Here is a 15,922-nt window from a genome sequence, read left to right on the forward strand (position 1 = left end):
CCATGACCTCAGGCATCTTCATTCCCGAGTTGGGCCATCTGGCGATGATCCTCGCCCTGTGCTTCGCCCTCGTTCAGGCCACGGTGCCGTTGCTCGGTGCCTGGCGTGGTGACCGGATGTGGATGGGCCTGGCGCAGCCTGCGGCCTGGGGCCAGTTCACCTTTCTGGTGTTCGCCTTCGGCTGCCTGACTTACGCCTTCATGACCGATGATTTTTCTGTCGCGTATGTTGCCAGTAACTCCAACAGCACCTTGCCGTGGTACTACAAGTTCAGTGCGGTGTGGGGTGCCCACGAAGGTTCGTTGCTGTTGTGGGCGTTGATTCTCGGCGGCTGGACCTTTGCCGTATCGATCTTCTCCCGGCAGTTGCCGCAGGTCATGCTGGCTCGCGTGTTGGCAGTGATGGGCATGATCAGCACCGGTTTCCTGCTGTTTCTGATCCTCACCTCGAACCCGTTCAAACGCATCCTGCCGCAGATACCGACTGATGGCGCTGACCTCAATCCATTGCTGCAAGACATCGGTCTGATCGTCCACCCGCCAATGCTCTACATGGGCTACGTCGGTTTCTCGGTGGCTTTCGCGTTCGCCATTGCCGCATTGATGGGCGGTCGTCTCGATGCTGCGTGGGCCCGCTGGTCTCGTCCATGGACCTTGGTCGCCTGGGCGTTCCTCGGCATCGGCATCACCTTGGGCTCCTGGTGGGCCTACTACGAACTCGGCTGGGGCGGCTGGTGGTTCTGGGACCCGGTGGAAAACGCTTCCTTCATGCCTTGGCTGGTCGGTACGGCGCTGATTCACTCATTGGCCGTTACTGAAAAACGCGGTGTGTTCAAAAGCTGGACCGTGTTGCTGGCGATTGCCGCGTTCTCGCTGAGCCTGCTGGGAACCTTCCTGGTGCGTTCCGGCGTGCTGACTTCGGTGCACGCGTTTGCCTCGGACCCCGAGCGTGGCGTGTTCATTCTGATCTTCCTGTTGTTCGTGGTCGGCGGTTCACTGACGCTGTTCGCCCTGCGCGCGCCGGTGGTCAAGAGCCACGTCGGCTTCAACCTGTGGTCACGAGAAACTCTGCTGCTGGGTAATAACCTGGTGCTGGTGGTCGCGGCTTCGATGATTCTGCTCGGCACCTTGTATCCGCTGGTGCTCGATGCTCTGACCGGCGCCAAGCTGTCGGTCGGCCCGCCGTACTTCAACGCATTGTTCGTTCCGTTGATGGCGTTGCTGATGGTGGTGATGGCGGTCGGGGTACTGGTGCGCTGGAAAGACACGCCGGTGAAATGGCTGGTCAGCATGCTGACCCCGGTGTTGCTCGGCAGTGCCGCATTGGCGGTCGTGGCCGGGATCGCGTACGGCGACTTCAACTGGGCCGTGCTGGCGACCTTCATGCTCGCGGCGTGGGTGTTGCTGGCCGGTGTGCGCGATATCCTCGACAAGACCCGCAACAAAGGCCTGATAAAAGGTCTGCCGACCTTGACCCGCAGTTACTGGGGCATGCAGGTCGCACACCTGGGCATCGCCGTCTGCGCTTTGGGCGTAGTGCTTTCGAGCCAGAACAGCGCCGAGCGCGACCTGCGTCTGGCGCCGGGCGAGTCTATGGATCTGGCCGGTTATCACTTCATCTTTGAAGGCGCCAAGCACTTTCAAGGACCGAACTTCACCTCCGACAAGGGCACCATTCGGGTGATCCGCGGCGGCAAGGAAGTGGCGGTGCTGCACCCGGAAAAACGTCTGTACACCGTACAGAGCTCGATGATGACCGAAGCCGGCATCGACGCCGGTTTCACTCGCGACCTGTACGTGGCCCTCGGCGAGCCGCTGGACAATGGCGCCTGGGCCGTGCGCGTACACGTCAAGCCGTTCGTGCGCTGGATCTGGTTCGGCGGTTTGCTGACAGGTTTCGGCGGCCTGCTGGCAGCGCTGGATCGTCGTTATCGGGTCAAGGTGAAGAGTCGCGTGCGTGAAGCGCTGGGTATGACGGGAGCCACTGCATGAGACGTTGGTTAATGGTGCTGCCACTGGCGCTGTTTCTGGTGGTGGTGGTGTTTCTTTACCGGGGTCTCTACCTGGACCCCGCCGAGTTACCCTCGGCGATGATCGGCAAGCCGTTCCCGGAGTTTTCCCTGCCGGCCGTGCAGGGTGACAAGACCCTGACCCGCACTGACCTGCTGGGCAAACCTGCACTGGTCAACGTCTGGGGCACCTGGTGCATTTCCTGCCGGGTCGAACACCCGGTGCTGAACAAACTGGCCCAGCAGGGCGTGATGATCTACGGCGTCAACTACAAGGACGTCAATGCCGACGCCTTGAAGTGGCTGGTGGAGTTTCACAACCCGTACCAGATGAACATCCGCGACGAGGAGGGCTCCCTGGGCCTGAACCTCGGCGTTTACGGCGCTCCGGAAACCTTCTTCATCGACGCCAAGGGCATCATCCGCGACAAATACGTCGGGGTGATCGACGAAGGGGTCTGGCGCGAAAAACTCGCGGCCAAGTATCAGGCGCTGGTCGATGAGGCCAAGCCATGAAGCGCTGGATTGCTGCGGCCGTACTCGGCCTGAGTATCGCCGGCGTCGCTCACGCGGCCATCGATACTTACGTGTTCGCCAATGACGCCGAGCGCGAGCGTTTTCACGAACTGACCAAAGAACTGCGTTGCCCCAAGTGCCAGAATCAGGACATTGCCGATTCCAACGCACCGATCGCCGCTGACCTGCGCAAAGAGATTTTCCGCATGCTCGGCGAGGGCAAGGACAACCAGCAGATCATCGATTTCATGGTCGACCGCTACGGCGATTTCGTGCGCTATAAGCCCGCCCTGACCGGCAAGACCGCGCTGTTGTGGTTTGGTCCGGCGGGGTTGCTGCTGGGGGGCGTGCTGGTGATTGCCTTGATCGTCCGTCGCCGTCGTGCCGAGCGCACTGCAGGCCCGGACACGCTTTCTGCCGAGGAACGCAAGCGCCTCGACCAACTGTTGGATAAAAACCAAGAATGATTGATTTCTGGCTCGCTGCAGGTCTGCTTCTACTGGTTGCCCTGAGTTTTCTGTTGATCCCGGTTCTGCGTGGCCGTCGCGTCCAGCGTGAAGAGGATCGTACTGCGCTGAATGTGGCGCTTTATCAAGAGCGTGTGGCTGAGTTGCAGACTCAGCAGGCTGAAGGCGTGCTCGATGCGGCGCAAATGAGTGCTGGCCGTGACGAAGCGGCCCGTGAGCTGCTGGCCGACACCGAAGGTGCCGACACGGGCCGGGTTTCCCGTCTGGGCAAGCCGCTGCCGCTGCTGGCTGCGATCCTGGTCCCAGTGTTGGGCTTGGGTCTGTATCTGCATTTCGGTGCCAGTGACAAAGTCGAACTGACCCGCGAATTCGCCCAGGCACCGCAATCGATGGAAGAGATGACCCGTCGTCTCGAACGTGCCGTTGCGGCTCAACCGGACTCTGCCGAAGGCCTGTATTTCCTGGGCCGTACTTACATGGCTCAGGACCGTCCAGCGGACGCGGCGAAAATCTTCGAACGCACTGTGGCGTTGGCTGGCCGTCAGCCTGAACTGCTCGGCCAGTGGGCTCAGGCGCAGTACTTTGCCGACAACAAAAAGTGGTCGGACAAGGTTCAGACACTGACCGACGAAGCGCTCAAAGCCGATCCTAAAGAAGTCACCAGCCTTGGGCTGTTGGGCATCGCGGCCTTCGAAAGTCAGCGTTATCAGGACGCTATCGACTACTGGAATCGTCTGCTGGCGCAACTGCCGCCAGAAGATAACTCTCGCAGTGCGCTGCAAGGCGGCATTGCACGGGCGACTGAAAAGCTGAAAGAGAGCGGCGGTACCGTCGCTCAGGCGCCCGTCGTAGCAACCAAGCCTGCAGCGCTGCTGAAAGTGACGGTCGATCTGGCGGCGAACTTGAAAGCCAAGGTACAGCCGGGCGACAGCGTGTTCATTTTCGCTCGCGCTACCTCGGGTCCTCCGGCCCCGTTGGCGGCCAAACGTCTGACCGTTGCCGACCTGCCAGCGACCGTCGAGCTGGGCGATGCCGACGCAATGATGCCGCAGTTGAAACTGTCTAACTTTCCTGAAGTCCAACTGGTCGCGCGTGTTTCCCGTGCCGGCCAACCGACTGCCGGCGAGTGGGTCGGTCGCAGTGAGCCTTTGGCCAGCAGCACCACCGCGCCGCAACAATTGACTATCGACAGCCCAGACAAATAATCAGGAAAACCGCTATGACCGCGATTGCTCGTATCACCCTGCTCAGTCTTGTCCTGGGGTTAAGCGCATGTGCGGTCCAGCAGCCAACACATGAAGGCACGTTGCCGCCGATCCAGCCATCGTATCCAGGCAGCAAATCGAGGCCGACGACCGCTCCTGGCCAGCCGGTGACCCCAAACAAACCCACCAAACCGCAGCCACGCACTTCGGCGAGTTTCGCCCCACCACCCGGCGGCAACAGCCACTGGGATGCGAAACTCGGTGTCTACGTCCTCGACAACCAGACCGACACGTTCTACCGCCAGCGCACCTACTACCGCTGGAACAACGGCTGGAGCCGCAGCATCAGCCCGAATGGACCGTGGGAAGAGACGGATATCCATGGCGTGCCGCCGGGATTGGGCAAGCAATACAGTCAGTAATGTGAACAGCGACCTCAGGGTCGCCGTTTTTGCAGGTGCGTTCAACGAAACAACCCGCTCACTCCTCTGAACAAATCACCGATCGATTCAACACCCTGTAAAACAACCGTACGTCATGCATCCACTTTTTGTGCTTGAGTATATATAACTCTAGAGTTATTTTTATTCGGGCCGGTGCAAGGAGGCGCGTGGTGCAAAGCAGGTTATTGATCAGAGAGCTTGAGGCGGCGGGTTGGAGGCTCGATCGGGTTACCGGCAGTCATCACATTTTCACTCACCCTTACAGCCCCTACACGATACCCGTACCTCATCCCAAGAAAGACTTGCCGATCGGGACGGTTAAAAGCATCAGGAGGCGAGCCGGGCTTCACTACCCGGTGGCCAGTTACGCAGGAGATCCATAATGCAATATCCAATCTGTATCGAGTGGGGCGACGAGAACACTGCTATCGGTATTCAGATCCCCGATATTCCGGGCGCTGTCACCGCAGGCGACACGTTTGAAGAGGCTTACAACGCAGCGGTCGAAGTTGCCCATATCCTGCTGCAGGACATCGCAGCAGGCGGGGAGGACATTCCGATGCCGACTTCAGCAGCGGCGCACCGGAGTAACCCGGACTTTACCGATATGGGCTGGGGCATGCTGGAACTCGACATCGCGCCTTACCTTGGCAAAACCGAGAAGGTCAACGTGACGTTGCCCGGCTACGTTATCCAGCGTATCGACCGTTATGTACGCGAGCACAACGTCAAAAGCCGCTCTTCGTTTTTAGCGGACGCGGCGTTGGAGAAGCTGGTGCGGCATTGAGTACCATTTGTGGGCGGCGCTTCGATGCCCGCGAAGCTTTCATCTTGTTCCGTAGCGCGCCTATGATCAGTGTAGGCGGTAGAGCCCTCGTGTATCAGTCATTGTTCAACGTTCCATCAGTGGAAATCGGTCCCATGAAAACGATGCTTGGTAGCCTGATACGCAATATTGGCGTGATTTTCCTGGGCAGCTTGCTGATCGCCAGTTCTGTTCTGGCCGAGGACGCACCGGGCATGCGTATCGGCGTGCGCGGTGAAATCACCGGCGTGTCCGAACAGGTCTTGGAAGTGCACGCCAACAGTGGTGAGAACGTGGTCATCCAGTTGACCAAGGACACCCAGGTTCGTGCCGTAACCCTGGCCAACATCGAAGACATCAAGCCCGGCAGCTACATTGGCTCGGCGGCAATACCGCAAGCCGATGGCACGCTCAAGGCGCTGGAAGTACACGTGTTCCCGCCTGAGATGGCCGGCACCGGCGAAGGCCACCGCCCGTTCGATCTGGTCAAGGGCAGCAGCATGACCAATGGCAGCGTCAGTGATCTGGTGGTCAGCAATGGCCGAATCCTGACCGTCAATTACAAGGGTGGCCAGCAGAAGATCCTGGTGCCGGAAGACGTGCCGATCGTCAACCTGACACCGGCTGACCGCAGCCTGCTTAAAGTCGGGGTCAAGGTTGTGTTGTTTGCCACCCAAAGCGCCGACGGCACGCTGACAGCGCAATCGATCTCGGCCGGCAAGGATGGCGTGGCGCCGCCGATGTGAGTCACCGGCGAGTATAAAAAAGGCGACCTGCGAAGGTCGCCTTTTTCATGACTGGTCCAGCGCTTACTGACCGCTGGAAATCTGGTCGAAAATCCCGCCATCGTTGAAGTGGGTCTTTTGCACAGTGCGCCAGTCACCGAAGGTTTTTTCCACCGACAGGAAGTCGACTTTCGGGAAGCGATCGGTGTGCTTGGCAAGTACCGCAGGGTCACGCGGACGCAGGTAGTTGGCGGCGGCGATTTCCTGGCCTTCCGGGGACCACAGGTACTTGAGGTATTCCTCGGCGGCCGCGCGGGTGCCTTTCTTGTCGACGACTTTGTCGACCACGCTCACCGGCGGCTCGGCTTCGGCGGAGACGCTTGGGTAAATCACTTCGAACTGGTCGCGGCCGAACTCGCGGGCGATCATTTCCGCTTCGTTTTCGAAGGTCACCAGCACATCGCCGATCTGGTTGGTCATGAAAGTAGTAGTGGCTGCACGGCCGCCGGTGTCGAGTACCGGGGCTTGTTTGAACAGTTTGCCGACGAAGGCCTTGGCCTTGTTCTCGTCACCGCCGTTTTTCAGCACATAGCCCCAGGCTGACAAATACGTGTAGCGGCCATTGCCCGAGGTTTTCGGGTTCGGCACGATCACTTGCACGCCGTCCTTGAGCAGGTCCGGCCAGTCTTTCAGGGCTTTGGGGTTGCCCTTGCGCACGATAAACACCGTGGCCGAGGTGAAGGGGGCGCTGTGGTCCGGCAGGCGAGTCACCCAGTTGTCCGGCACCAGTTTGCCGTTATCGGCCAAGGCGTTGATGTCGGTGGCCATGTTCATGGTGATGACGTCAGCCGGCAGGCCATCGATCACGGAGCGGGCCTGTTTGCTGGAGCCACCGAAGGACATCTGCAAGGTGATGTTTTCGTTGTGCTCGGCTTGCCAGTGTTTCTGGAAGGCAGTGTTGTAGTCCTTGTAGAAGTCGCGCATCACGTCGTAGGACACGTTGAGCAGGGTTGGCGCGGCCTGGGCTACGCTCGCGAGGGCCAGGCCTGCGGCCAGAAGTGAGGCGCCAAAGATCTTTTTCACTGCACATTCCTTTTGTTCGAGATGAAGGCAATTTGCCGTCGACTATAGCCGGGGCTGCATATCCCTTTAAAGATTAAAAAGTACTTTGCTTATTCCATTTTCTTGAATAGTGCATTGCCGCAACGGGAGCAGAACGCCGCACTGGGTTCATGCTGGTTCTTGCTGCACACCGGGCAGTCATGTTGCTGCTGTTCGCCGCGCATGGCGTTGGCCAGTTCGGCGGTAAAAATCCCGGTGGGGACGGCGATGATCGAGTAACCGGTGACCATCACCATCGCCGAGATGACCTGCCCCAAAGCGGTCTTGGGCACGATGTCGCCGTAGCCGACGGTGGTCAGGGTGACGATAGCCCAATAGATCCCTTTGGGAATGCTGGTAAAGCCATGCTCCGGGCCTTCGACCACGTACATCAGCGTGCCGAACACGGTGACCAGGGTGCAGACACTGAGCAGGAACACGATGATTTTCTGCTTGCTGCCGCGCAGGGCGTCGAGCAGGTAATGGGCCTGCTTCAGGTAGGGGAGCAGTTTGAGCACACGAAAGATCCGCAGCATACGGATGATTCGGATGATCAGCAGGTACTGCGCGTCGCTGTAATACAGCGCAAGGATACCTGGAACAATCGCCAGCAAATCCACAAGCCCATAGAAGCTGAAGGCGTAACGCAGCGGCCGGGGCGAGCAGTACAGGCGCAACACGTACTCGACCAGGAAGATCAGGGTGAAGCCCCACTCGATGTACGCCAGCGTATTGGCGAAGTTCTGATGAACCTCATCGATGCTGTCGAGGATCACCACCACCAGGCTGGCGAGGATGATCAGCAACAGCGTGCTGTCGAAGCGCCGTCCGGCCACCGTGTCGGTATGGAAAATGATCACGTACAGGCGGTTGCGCCACGTGTCGTTGCTGTTCATTCAAATCGCCTTGGCCATAAATCAGCGCAGCCTAGGTTGATTCTCCGAGGTTTGGCAAGGCGCACTGTCTGTGGTCGTTTGGCCCAGCAGGCGAATACCTACGAGAAGCAGCCAGCAGGCGAGGATGAACGGGGCGGTCAATGTGGCCAGACCCAGGGCGGCGAAGCCCGGCGTCAGGAGGATCGCTAGTGCGATACCCAGCAATGGCAACCAGGGTTGGCGACGTTGCTGGCTGAAGGCGAGGGCGGCGAGTGCCGGGTTGTAGCCATAGAGGCCGAGCAAGGCGCCGGAAGTTTCGTTGAGCCACAAGGCGCAGGCCAGGCCTGCACAAGAACCGAGCAGCGCCCAGGCGGCGGCGCGGCGGCTGGCAAGCAGTAGCCCGCAGGCAATCATGACGCCAGCCAAGGGGTGGTCGAGAAATACGACCTGGCCCAGGCCTTTGAACTCGGCACCGAGCAGGTTCAGGAAGTCGAGTTCGGGTAGTGGCGCAGGTGTTGAGTGCTGTGGTGCGGCAAAGCTCAGCAGTAACCAGCCCATTCCCACGAAGGGTGCGGTGTAGGCGGGCAGGAAATACTGATCGCGAGCACGCTTGAGCCAGTGCTCAGTGACGATCGCGCTCAGTCCACCGCAGGCGATGATCAGCGGCGGCAGCATCACCGACCAACGCAATTGCAGGCTCAGCAACAGCCCGAGCAAGACGCCGTTGTAGCTGAAGAGCCCGGCCTGGCGATCAGCCTTGGCGTAGCCGCGACGTTGCGCGGTGAGCAGTCCGGCCAAGCCACCCAGCAGGGCGCCGCCGAGCAACGTCGGCGCGGTAAACAGGATGGCCAACAGGCACAGCAGGCCGCACAGCGGATGGCGCTGGAGGAAAATCTGACTGAAGCCGTTGAGCAGGGCAGTGGCCCAGTCGGGGCAGTGGGTGTTGAAGTGGTTGGCAGGCATGATGGGGTCTGTGGAGTTCAGGTGAACCGTGTCGCCTGCATCGCGAGCAGGCTCGCTCCCACACTGAATCTCTGTTCAGTCATTGGATCTGTGAGCAACACAAAATCCATGTGGGAGCGAGCCTGCTTGCGAAGAGGCCGGTACAGGCGCTAGATCAACGTCTCGATCCGCAACGAGTTAGTCGATCCTGGCTGGCCGAAAGGCACACCCGCGGTGATCAACAACGTGTCGCCGCGCTGGGCCATACCTTGCGCCTGGGCGATTTCCAGTGCGGTGGAGCACACCTCGTCGACCTGGCGTAGACGGTCGTTGACCACCGAGTGCACGCCCCACGCCACGCTCAAACGCCGCGCAGTTGAAAGGTTCGGCGTCAGGTTGAGGATCGGCACCGCTGGCCGCTCCCGCGCCGCCCGCAGACTCGAACTGCCAGATTCGCTGTAGTTCACCAACACCGCCACCGGCAGGATGTTGCTGATCCGGCGAATCGCGCAGCTGATGGCATCTGAAGTGGTGGCTTCGGCTTTTGGTCGGCTGACGTCCAGTTGCGCCTGATAATCCGGGCCGTTTTCGACCTGGCGGATGATCTTGCTCATCATCTGCACCGCTTCGAGCGGGTAATCACCCGAGGCGGTTTCCGCTGACAGCATCACCGCGTCAGCACCTTCGGCCACGGCGTTGGCGACGTCGGTCACTTCGGCGCGGGTCGGTGCCGGGGAGAAGCGCATCGACTCCAGCATCTGGGTCGCCACGACCACCGGTTTACCGAGCTGGCGGCAGGTGCTGATGATGTCTTTCTGGATCTGCGGCACGCTCTCGGCCGGTACTTCCACGCCCAGGTCACCACGGGCGACCATGATCGCGTCGCTCAGCTCAGCGATCTCACGCAGTTGTTCCACGGCCGACGGCTTCTCGATTTTCGCCATCAAAAAGGCTTTGTCGCCGATCAGCGCGCGGGCTTCACGAATGTCTTCCGGACGTTGCACAAACGACAGTGCAACCCAGTCCACGCCCAGTTCCAGACCAAAACTCAGATCGCGACGATCCTTGGCGGTCAACGGGCTGAGTTCGAGTACCGCTTGCGGCACGTTGACGCCTTTGCGATCCGACAGTTCGCCACCGTTGAGCACCGTGGTGTCGATGGCGTCGGCGTACTTGGTCACCACCCGCAAACGCAGTTTGCCGTCGTCCAGCAGCAGGTCCATGCCGGGTTCCAGGGCGGCGATGATTTCCGGGTGCGGCAGGTTGACCCGACGCTCGTCACCCGGCGTGGCGTCGAGGTCCAGGCGCAGGGCCTGACCGCGCACCAGTTGCACCTTGCCCTCGGCAAACTTGCCGACTCGCAGTTTCGGGCCTTGCAGGTCCATCAGAATGCCGAGCGGGTAATTGAGTTGGCGCTCGACTTCGCGGATCCATTGATAGCGCTGGGCATGGTCGGCGTGCTCGCCATGGCTGAAGTTCAGGCGAAAGATGTTCACCCCGGCTTCGACCAGCTCACGGATGTTATCGATTCCGTCGGTGGCGGGGCCGAGGGTGGCGAGGATTTTGACCTTTTTATCAGGCGTCATTTTCAGGGCTCTCGAGGATCAGGATGGCGCGGAAGTCGTTGACGTTGGTGCGCGTCGGCTCGGTGACGATCAGCCCGTCGAGCGCCGCGAAATAGCCATAACCATTGTTGTTGTCCAGTTCATCGCTGGCGCTCAAGCCGAGGGCGGCGGCGCGGGCGTAGCTGTCCGGGGTCATGATCGCGCCGGCGTTGTCTTCGGAGCCGTCGATGCCGTCGGTATCACCAGCCAGCGCGTAGACGCCAGGCAGGCCTTTGAGGCTGTCGGTCAGGCTCAGCAGGAACTCGGCGTTGCGTCCACCACGACCATTGCCGCGCACGGTGACAGTGGTTTCGCCACCAGAGAGGATCACGCACGGCGCTGCCAGTGGCTGACCGTGCAGCACTACCTGACGCGCGATGCCGGCGTGGACCTTCGCCACTTCGCGGGACTCACCCTCCAGATCGCCAAGGATCAATGGGCTGAAACCGGCCTGACGGGCTTTCACTGCCGCCGCTTCAAGGGATTGCTGCGGACGGGCGATCAGTTGGAAATGATTGCGGGCCAAGCTCGGATCGCCGGGTTTTACGGTTTCCGATTCTGGGCTTTGCAACCAGCTGCGCACCGAAGCTGGAACCTCGATGGCGTAGCGTTTGAGGATCGCCAGGGCTTCGGCCGAGGTGCTCGGATCGGCCACGGTCGGGCCGGAAGCGATCACGGTGGCGAGATCGCCCGGGACATCGGAAATGGCATAGGTGTAAACGGTTGCTGGCCAGCAGGCCTTGCCCAGGCGGCCACCCTTGATGGCCGAGAGGTGCTTGCGCACGCAGTTCATCTCGCCAATGGTCGCGCCGGATTTGAGCAGGGCTTTGTTGATCGACTGCTTGTCGGCCAGGGTAATGCCGGCTGCGGGCAGGGCCAGCAAGGCCGAACCGCCGCCTGAGAGCAGGAAGATCACCCGATCGTTTTCGCTCAGGTTGCTGACCAGTTCCAGTACCCGTTTGGCCACAGCCAGACCTGCCGCATCAGGCACCGGGTGAGCCGCTTCGACCACTTCGATTTTTTCGCAAGGGGCGCCGTGACCATAGCGGGTGACCACCAGGCCAGACACTTCACCCTGCCAGCAGCGCTCGACCACCTGGGCCATGGCAGCGGCGGCTTTGCCGGCACCGATGACGATCACTCGACCGCTACGATCTTTGGGCAAATGGGCTTCTAGAACGTGCTGCGGATGGGCCGCGTCGATAGCTGTGGCGAACAGCTCGCGCAGGAATTGTTGCGGATCGACCGACATGGCGGGCTCCCGGAATTCTTGTTATTGGGATAGTGCAGCCGAGTGTGAGTGCACTCGGTTCCCTGTGGGAGCGAGCCTGCTCGCGATTCAGACACCGCGGTGTGTCAGGTAACACCTTGGCGATGCCATCGCGAGCAGGCTCGCTCCCACAGGTTTGATGCAGGGCTTACTTATCGCGAATCGAGAAGTTCGCCATGTGTTCCAGACCCTTGATCAGCGCCGAATGGTCCCAGTTGCTGCCACCGATGGCTGCGCAGGTGCTGAACACTTGCTGGGTATTGGCAGTGTTCGGCAGGTTGATGCCCAGTTCGCGAGCACCGGCCAGCGCCAGGTTGAGGTCCTTCTGGTGCAGGCTGATGCGGAAGCCTGGATCGAAGGTGCCCTTGATCATGCGCTCACCGTGCACTTCGAGGATCTTCGAGGAGGCGAAACCGCCCATCAGCGCTTCACGTACCTTGGCTGGATCGGCACCGTTTTTCGAGGCGAACAGCAGGGCTTCGGCCACGGCCTGGATGTTCAGCGCAACGATGATCTGGTTCGCCACTTTAGCGGTTTGACCGTCGCCGTTGCCGCCGACCAGGGTGATGTTCTTGCCCATGCTCTGGAACAGCGGCAGCGCGCGTTCGAAAGCATCGCTGTCGCCGCCGACCATGATGCTCAGGGTCGCGGCCTTGGCGCCGACTTCACCACCGGACACCGGGGCGTCGAGGTATTGCGCGCCTTTCTCGTTGATCTTCGCCGCGAACGTTTTGGTCGCGGTCGGCGAGATCGAGCTCATGTCGATGACCACCTTGCCTTTGCCAACACCAGCGGCGACGCCGTCGGCACGGAACAGCACGTCGTCGACCTGCGGGGTATCCGGCACCATGACGATGATGAATTCGGCTTCCTGAGCGACTTCTTTCGGGGTCGCCAGAGCGACCGCGCCAGCGGCGACCAGGTCAGCCGGGGCAGGGTCGTGGTGCGCCGACAGGAACAGGCTGTGACCGGCTTTCTGCAGGTTCAACGCCATTGGGTGGCCCATGATGCCGGTGCCGATAAATCCGATTTTAGCCATGAGAAAATCCTCTTGTTTTTATTGCTGCTTCAAGCAAATAGGGACGCGCTTTTTGTGGGAGCGAGCCTGCTCGCGATGAGGCCGTCAGATTCAGCATCTGTGTTGACTGGTACATCGCTATCGCGAGCAGGCTCGCTCCCACAGGGGGAATCACTTCAAATTACGTTATGGGTTTTCAACCAGCCCAGACCCGCTTCAGTGGTGGTCAGCGGCTTGTATTCACAGCCGACCCAGCCCTGGTAACCGATGCGGTCCAGGTGTTCGAACAGGAAGCGGTAGTTGATTTCACCGGTGCCCGGCTCGTTGCGGCCCGGGTTGTCGGCCAGTTGAATGTGGTTGATCTCGCCCAGGTGCGTGGCCATGGTGCGGGCCAGGTCGCCCTCCATGATTTGCATGTGGTAGATGTCGTATTGCAGGAACAGGTTGGCGCTGCCCACTTGTTCGCGAATCGACAACGCCTGAGCGGTGTTGTTCAGGTAGAAGCCCGGGATGTCGCGGGTGTTGATGGCTTCCATCACCAGCTTGATACCCACCGCTTGCAGCTTGTCGGCGGCGTATTTGAGGTTGGCGACAAAGGTCTTTTCCACGGTGGCATCGTCGACGCCTTGTGGGCGGATACCGGCCAGGCAGTTCACTTGGGTGTTGCCCAGGACTTGAGCATAAGCGATCGCCAGATCGACGCCGGCGCGAAACTCTTCCACGCGATCCGGATGACAGGCGATCCCGCGTTCACCCTTGGCCCAGTCACCGGCCGGCAGGTTGAACAGCACTTGGGTCAGGCCGTGCGCATCCAGTTGTGCCTTGATTTCGGCGGAGCTGAAGTCGTACGGGAACAGGTATTCGACACCACTGAAGCCGGCTTTGGCGGCAGCTTCGAAGCGGGCAAGAAAATCCTGCTCGGTAAACAGCATGGACAGGTTGGCTGCGAAACGCGGCATGGTGGTCTCCTGTAAATTTGTGAAGGCCCCTGTGGGAGCGAGCCTGCTCGCGATAGCGGTGTGCCAGACAGCATGGAACTTGAATGTGCCGGCCTCATCGCGAGCAGGCTCGCTCCCACACGGGTATCGTTCAACCGTTAGTCAAGCAACGAAATCGCAGTCGGTGCGTCGGCGCCGACCAGCGCCAGGTCTTCGAATTCGTTGACGGCGTTGATCTCGGTGCCCATGGAAATGTTGGTCACGCGCTCCAGGATAATCTCGACGATCACCGGAACCTTGAACTCCTCGATCAGCTCTTGCGCCTTGCGCAGGGCAGGGGCGATGTCAGCCGGCTCGAACACGCGCAATGCCTTGCAACCCAGGCCTTCGGCAACCGCGACGTGGTCAACCCCGTAGCCGTTGAGCTCCGGTGCGTTGAGGTTGTCGAAGGACAGCTGCACGCAGTAGTCCATGTCGAAACCGCGCTGGGCCTGACGGATCAGCCCCAGGTACGAGTTGTTCACCACGACGTGGATGTACGGCAGTTTGAACTGCGCGCCCACTGCCAGTTCTTCGATCATGAACTGGAAGTCGTAGTCGCCCGAGAGTGCCACAACCTTGCGACTCGGGTCAGCCTTGACCACGCCCAGCGCTGCCGGAATGGTCCAGCCCAGAGGGCCTGCCTGACCGCAGTTGATCCAGTGACGCGGTTTGTAGACGTGCAGGAACTGCGCGCCGGCAATCTGCGACAGACCGATGGTGCTGACGTAGCAGGTGTCTTTGCCAAACACCTGGTTCATCTCTTCATACACGCGCTGCGGCTTGACCGGCACGTTGTCGAAGTGAGTCTTGCGGTGCAGGCTGGCTTTACGCTGCTGGCAGTCTTGCAACCAGGCGCTACGGTCCTTCAGCTTGCCGGCGGCTTTCCACTCGCGGGCCACTTCGATGAACATTTTCAGTGCCAGGCCAGCGTCGGAAACGATGCCCTGATCCGGCGTGAACACTCGGCCGATCTGGGTCGGCTCGATGTCGACGTGAATGAATTTGCGGCCTTCGGTGTACACGTCAATAGAACCGGTGTGACGGTTGGCCCAACGGTTACCGACGCCCAGCACCACGTCGGACTTGAGCATGGTGGCGTTGCCGTAACGGTGCGAAGTCTGCAAACCGACCATGCCGACCATCAGCGGGTGATCGTCCGGGATCGTGCCCCAGCCCATCAGGGTCGGGATAACCGGGATGCCGGTCAGCTCGGCAAATTCCACCAGCAGATCGCTGGCATCGGCGTTGATGATGCCGCCGCCGGCCACCAACAATGGACGCTCAGCCTGATCGAGCATGGCCAGGGCTTTCTCGACTTGCTTGCGGGTTGCCGCGGGTTTGGCCAGTGGCAGTGGCTCGTAAGCGTCGATGTCGAATTCGATTTCCGCCATCTGCACGTCGAATGGCAGGTCGATCAGCACCGGGCCTGGGCGGCCGGAGCGCATTTCATAGAAGGCTTTCTGGAACGCGTAAGGTACTTGGCCTGGTTCCATGACAGTGGTTGCCCACTTGGTCACCGGCTTGACGATGGTGGTGATGTCAACGGCCTGGAAGTCTTCCTTGTGCATACGGGCGCGGGGTGCTTGCCCGGTGATGCAAAGAATCGGGATCGAGTCGGCCGAGGCGCTGTAGAGCCCGGTGACCATGTCGGTGCCGGCAGGGCCGGAGGTGCCGATGCACACGCCGATGTTGCCAGCCTTGGTGCGGGTGTAACCCTCGGCCATGTGCGAGGCGCCTTCAACGTGGCGAGCGAGGACGTGATCGATGCCGCCGACCTTTTGCAGGGCGGAGTACAGCGGGTTGATTGCGGCACCCGGGATGCCAAAAGCGGTATCAACCCCTTCACGGCGCATCACCAGAACGGCGGCTTCGATTGCTCTCATTTTGCTCATGGTTTTGTGCCTCTTTACGTTTTGTAATTGTATACAAGTGGCTTTGCGCAGAGTGTATTCACGGCGGACGG

16 protein-coding genes are annotated in these 15,922 nt (G+C 60.5%); 8 read left to right on the forward strand and 8 right to left on the reverse strand.

The window, feature by feature from the left end; genetic code table 11:
• Positions 1 to 2: 2 nt before the first annotated feature.
• The 8 genes from NTD87_RS24225 to NTD87_RS24260 all read left to right on the forward strand — a co-directional run bounded on the left by NTD87_RS24225 (position 3) and on the right by NTD87_RS24260 (position 6,190).
• Complete coding sequence (locus NTD87_RS24225) at positions 3 to 1,991, forward strand: heme lyase CcmF/NrfE family subunit (RefSeq protein WP_262116715.1); 1,989 nt, start codon at positions 3 to 5, stop codon at positions 1,989 to 1,991.
• A complete protein-coding gene (locus NTD87_RS24230; protein WP_262116716.1) occupies positions 1,988 to 2,524 on the forward strand; it encodes a DsbE family thiol:disulfide interchange protein in 537 nt (178 codons plus the stop codon). The genes NTD87_RS24225 and NTD87_RS24230 overlap by 4 nt, the downstream gene beginning before the upstream one ends.
• Positions 2,521 to 2,991, forward strand: a complete 471-nt coding sequence (locus tag NTD87_RS24235; RefSeq protein ID WP_262116717.1) for a cytochrome c-type biogenesis protein — start codon at positions 2,521 to 2,523, stop codon at positions 2,989 to 2,991. Before NTD87_RS24230 ends, NTD87_RS24235 begins: the two co-directional genes overlap by 4 nt.
• On the forward strand, positions 2,988 to 4,196 hold the full coding sequence (gene ccmI / locus NTD87_RS24240) for a c-type cytochrome biogenesis protein CcmI (RefSeq protein WP_262116718.1): 1,209 nt from the start codon (positions 2,988 to 2,990) through the stop codon (positions 4,194 to 4,196). The genes NTD87_RS24235 and ccmI overlap by 4 nt, the downstream gene beginning before the upstream one ends.
• 14 nt (positions 4,197 to 4,210) lie before the next feature.
• Positions 4,211 to 4,618 (forward strand): hypothetical protein, encoded by a 408-nt coding sequence (locus NTD87_RS24245; protein WP_262116719.1) that lies wholly within the window; start codon positions 4,211 to 4,213, stop codon positions 4,616 to 4,618.
• A 191-nt stretch (positions 4,619 to 4,809) separates the two neighbouring features.
• Complete coding sequence (locus NTD87_RS24250) at positions 4,810 to 5,022, forward strand: type II toxin-antitoxin system HicA family toxin (RefSeq protein ID WP_262116720.1); 213 nt, start codon at positions 4,810 to 4,812, stop codon at positions 5,020 to 5,022.
• The gene (locus NTD87_RS24255; protein ID WP_262116721.1) at positions 5,022 to 5,426 is read left to right on the forward strand and encodes a type II toxin-antitoxin system HicB family antitoxin; all 405 of its coding nucleotides are present in this window, start codon (positions 5,022 to 5,024) and stop codon (positions 5,424 to 5,426) included. Before NTD87_RS24250 ends, NTD87_RS24255 begins: the two co-directional genes overlap by 1 nt.
• Positions 5,427 to 5,560: 134 nt before the next feature.
• Positions 5,561 to 6,190: a DUF5666 domain-containing protein gene (locus tag NTD87_RS24260; RefSeq protein ID WP_410017516.1), complete on the forward strand. Its 630-nt coding sequence runs from the start codon at positions 5,561 to 5,563 to the stop codon at positions 6,188 to 6,190.
• A 63-nt stretch (positions 6,191 to 6,253) separates the two neighbouring features.
• On the opposite strand, the gene NTD87_RS24265 is transcribed toward NTD87_RS24260, so the two are convergent.
• The 8 genes from NTD87_RS24265 to gcl all read right to left on the reverse strand — a co-directional run bounded on the left by NTD87_RS24265 (position 6,254) and on the right by gcl (position 15,851).
• Positions 6,254 to 7,252, reverse strand: coding sequence for a sulfate ABC transporter substrate-binding protein (locus NTD87_RS24265; protein ID WP_262116722.1), 999 nt, complete (start codon positions 7,250 to 7,252; stop codon positions 6,254 to 6,256).
• Positions 7,253 to 7,341: 89 nt separating this feature from the next.
• Entirely contained in the window at positions 7,342 to 8,166 is an 825-nt protein-coding gene (locus NTD87_RS24270) for an ion transporter (protein WP_262116723.1), read from the reverse strand.
• Between the two features lie 21 nt (positions 8,167 to 8,187).
• Positions 8,188 to 9,108 carry an urea transporter gene (locus NTD87_RS24275; protein ID WP_262116724.1) on the reverse strand — a complete coding sequence of 307 codons (921 nt, stop codon included), beginning with the start codon at positions 9,106 to 9,108 and terminating at the stop codon, positions 8,188 to 8,190.
• A gap of 149 nt (positions 9,109 to 9,257) precedes the next feature.
• Positions 9,258 to 10,673 (reverse strand): pyruvate kinase, encoded by a 1,416-nt coding sequence (gene pyk, locus NTD87_RS24280; RefSeq protein ID WP_262116725.1) that lies wholly within the window; start codon positions 10,671 to 10,673, stop codon positions 9,258 to 9,260.
• The gene (locus NTD87_RS24285; RefSeq protein WP_262116726.1) at positions 10,663 to 11,943 is read right to left on the reverse strand and encodes a glycerate kinase; all 1,281 of its coding nucleotides are present in this window, start codon (positions 11,941 to 11,943) and stop codon (positions 10,663 to 10,665) included. Before NTD87_RS24285 ends, pyk begins: the two co-directional genes overlap by 11 nt.
• Before the next feature lie 166 nt (positions 11,944 to 12,109).
• Positions 12,110 to 13,000, reverse strand: coding sequence for a 2-hydroxy-3-oxopropionate reductase (locus NTD87_RS24290; RefSeq protein ID WP_262116727.1), 891 nt, complete (start codon positions 12,998 to 13,000; stop codon positions 12,110 to 12,112).
• A 155-nt stretch (positions 13,001 to 13,155) separates the two neighbouring features.
• Positions 13,156 to 13,938, reverse strand: a complete 783-nt coding sequence (gene hyi / locus NTD87_RS24295) for a hydroxypyruvate isomerase (RefSeq protein ID WP_262116728.1) — start codon at positions 13,936 to 13,938, stop codon at positions 13,156 to 13,158.
• A 137-nt stretch (positions 13,939 to 14,075) separates the two neighbouring features.
• Positions 14,076 to 15,851, reverse strand: a complete 1,776-nt coding sequence (gene gcl, locus NTD87_RS24300; protein WP_262116729.1) for a glyoxylate carboligase — start codon at positions 15,849 to 15,851, stop codon at positions 14,076 to 14,078.
• Positions 15,852 to 15,922 lie beyond the last annotated feature (71 nt).

This window comes from Pseudomonas sp. 6D_7.1_Bac1 (assembly GCF_025465945.1).
In the GTDB taxonomy this organism is placed as follows: Bacteria; Pseudomonadota; Gammaproteobacteria; order Pseudomonadales; family Pseudomonadaceae; genus Aquipseudomonas.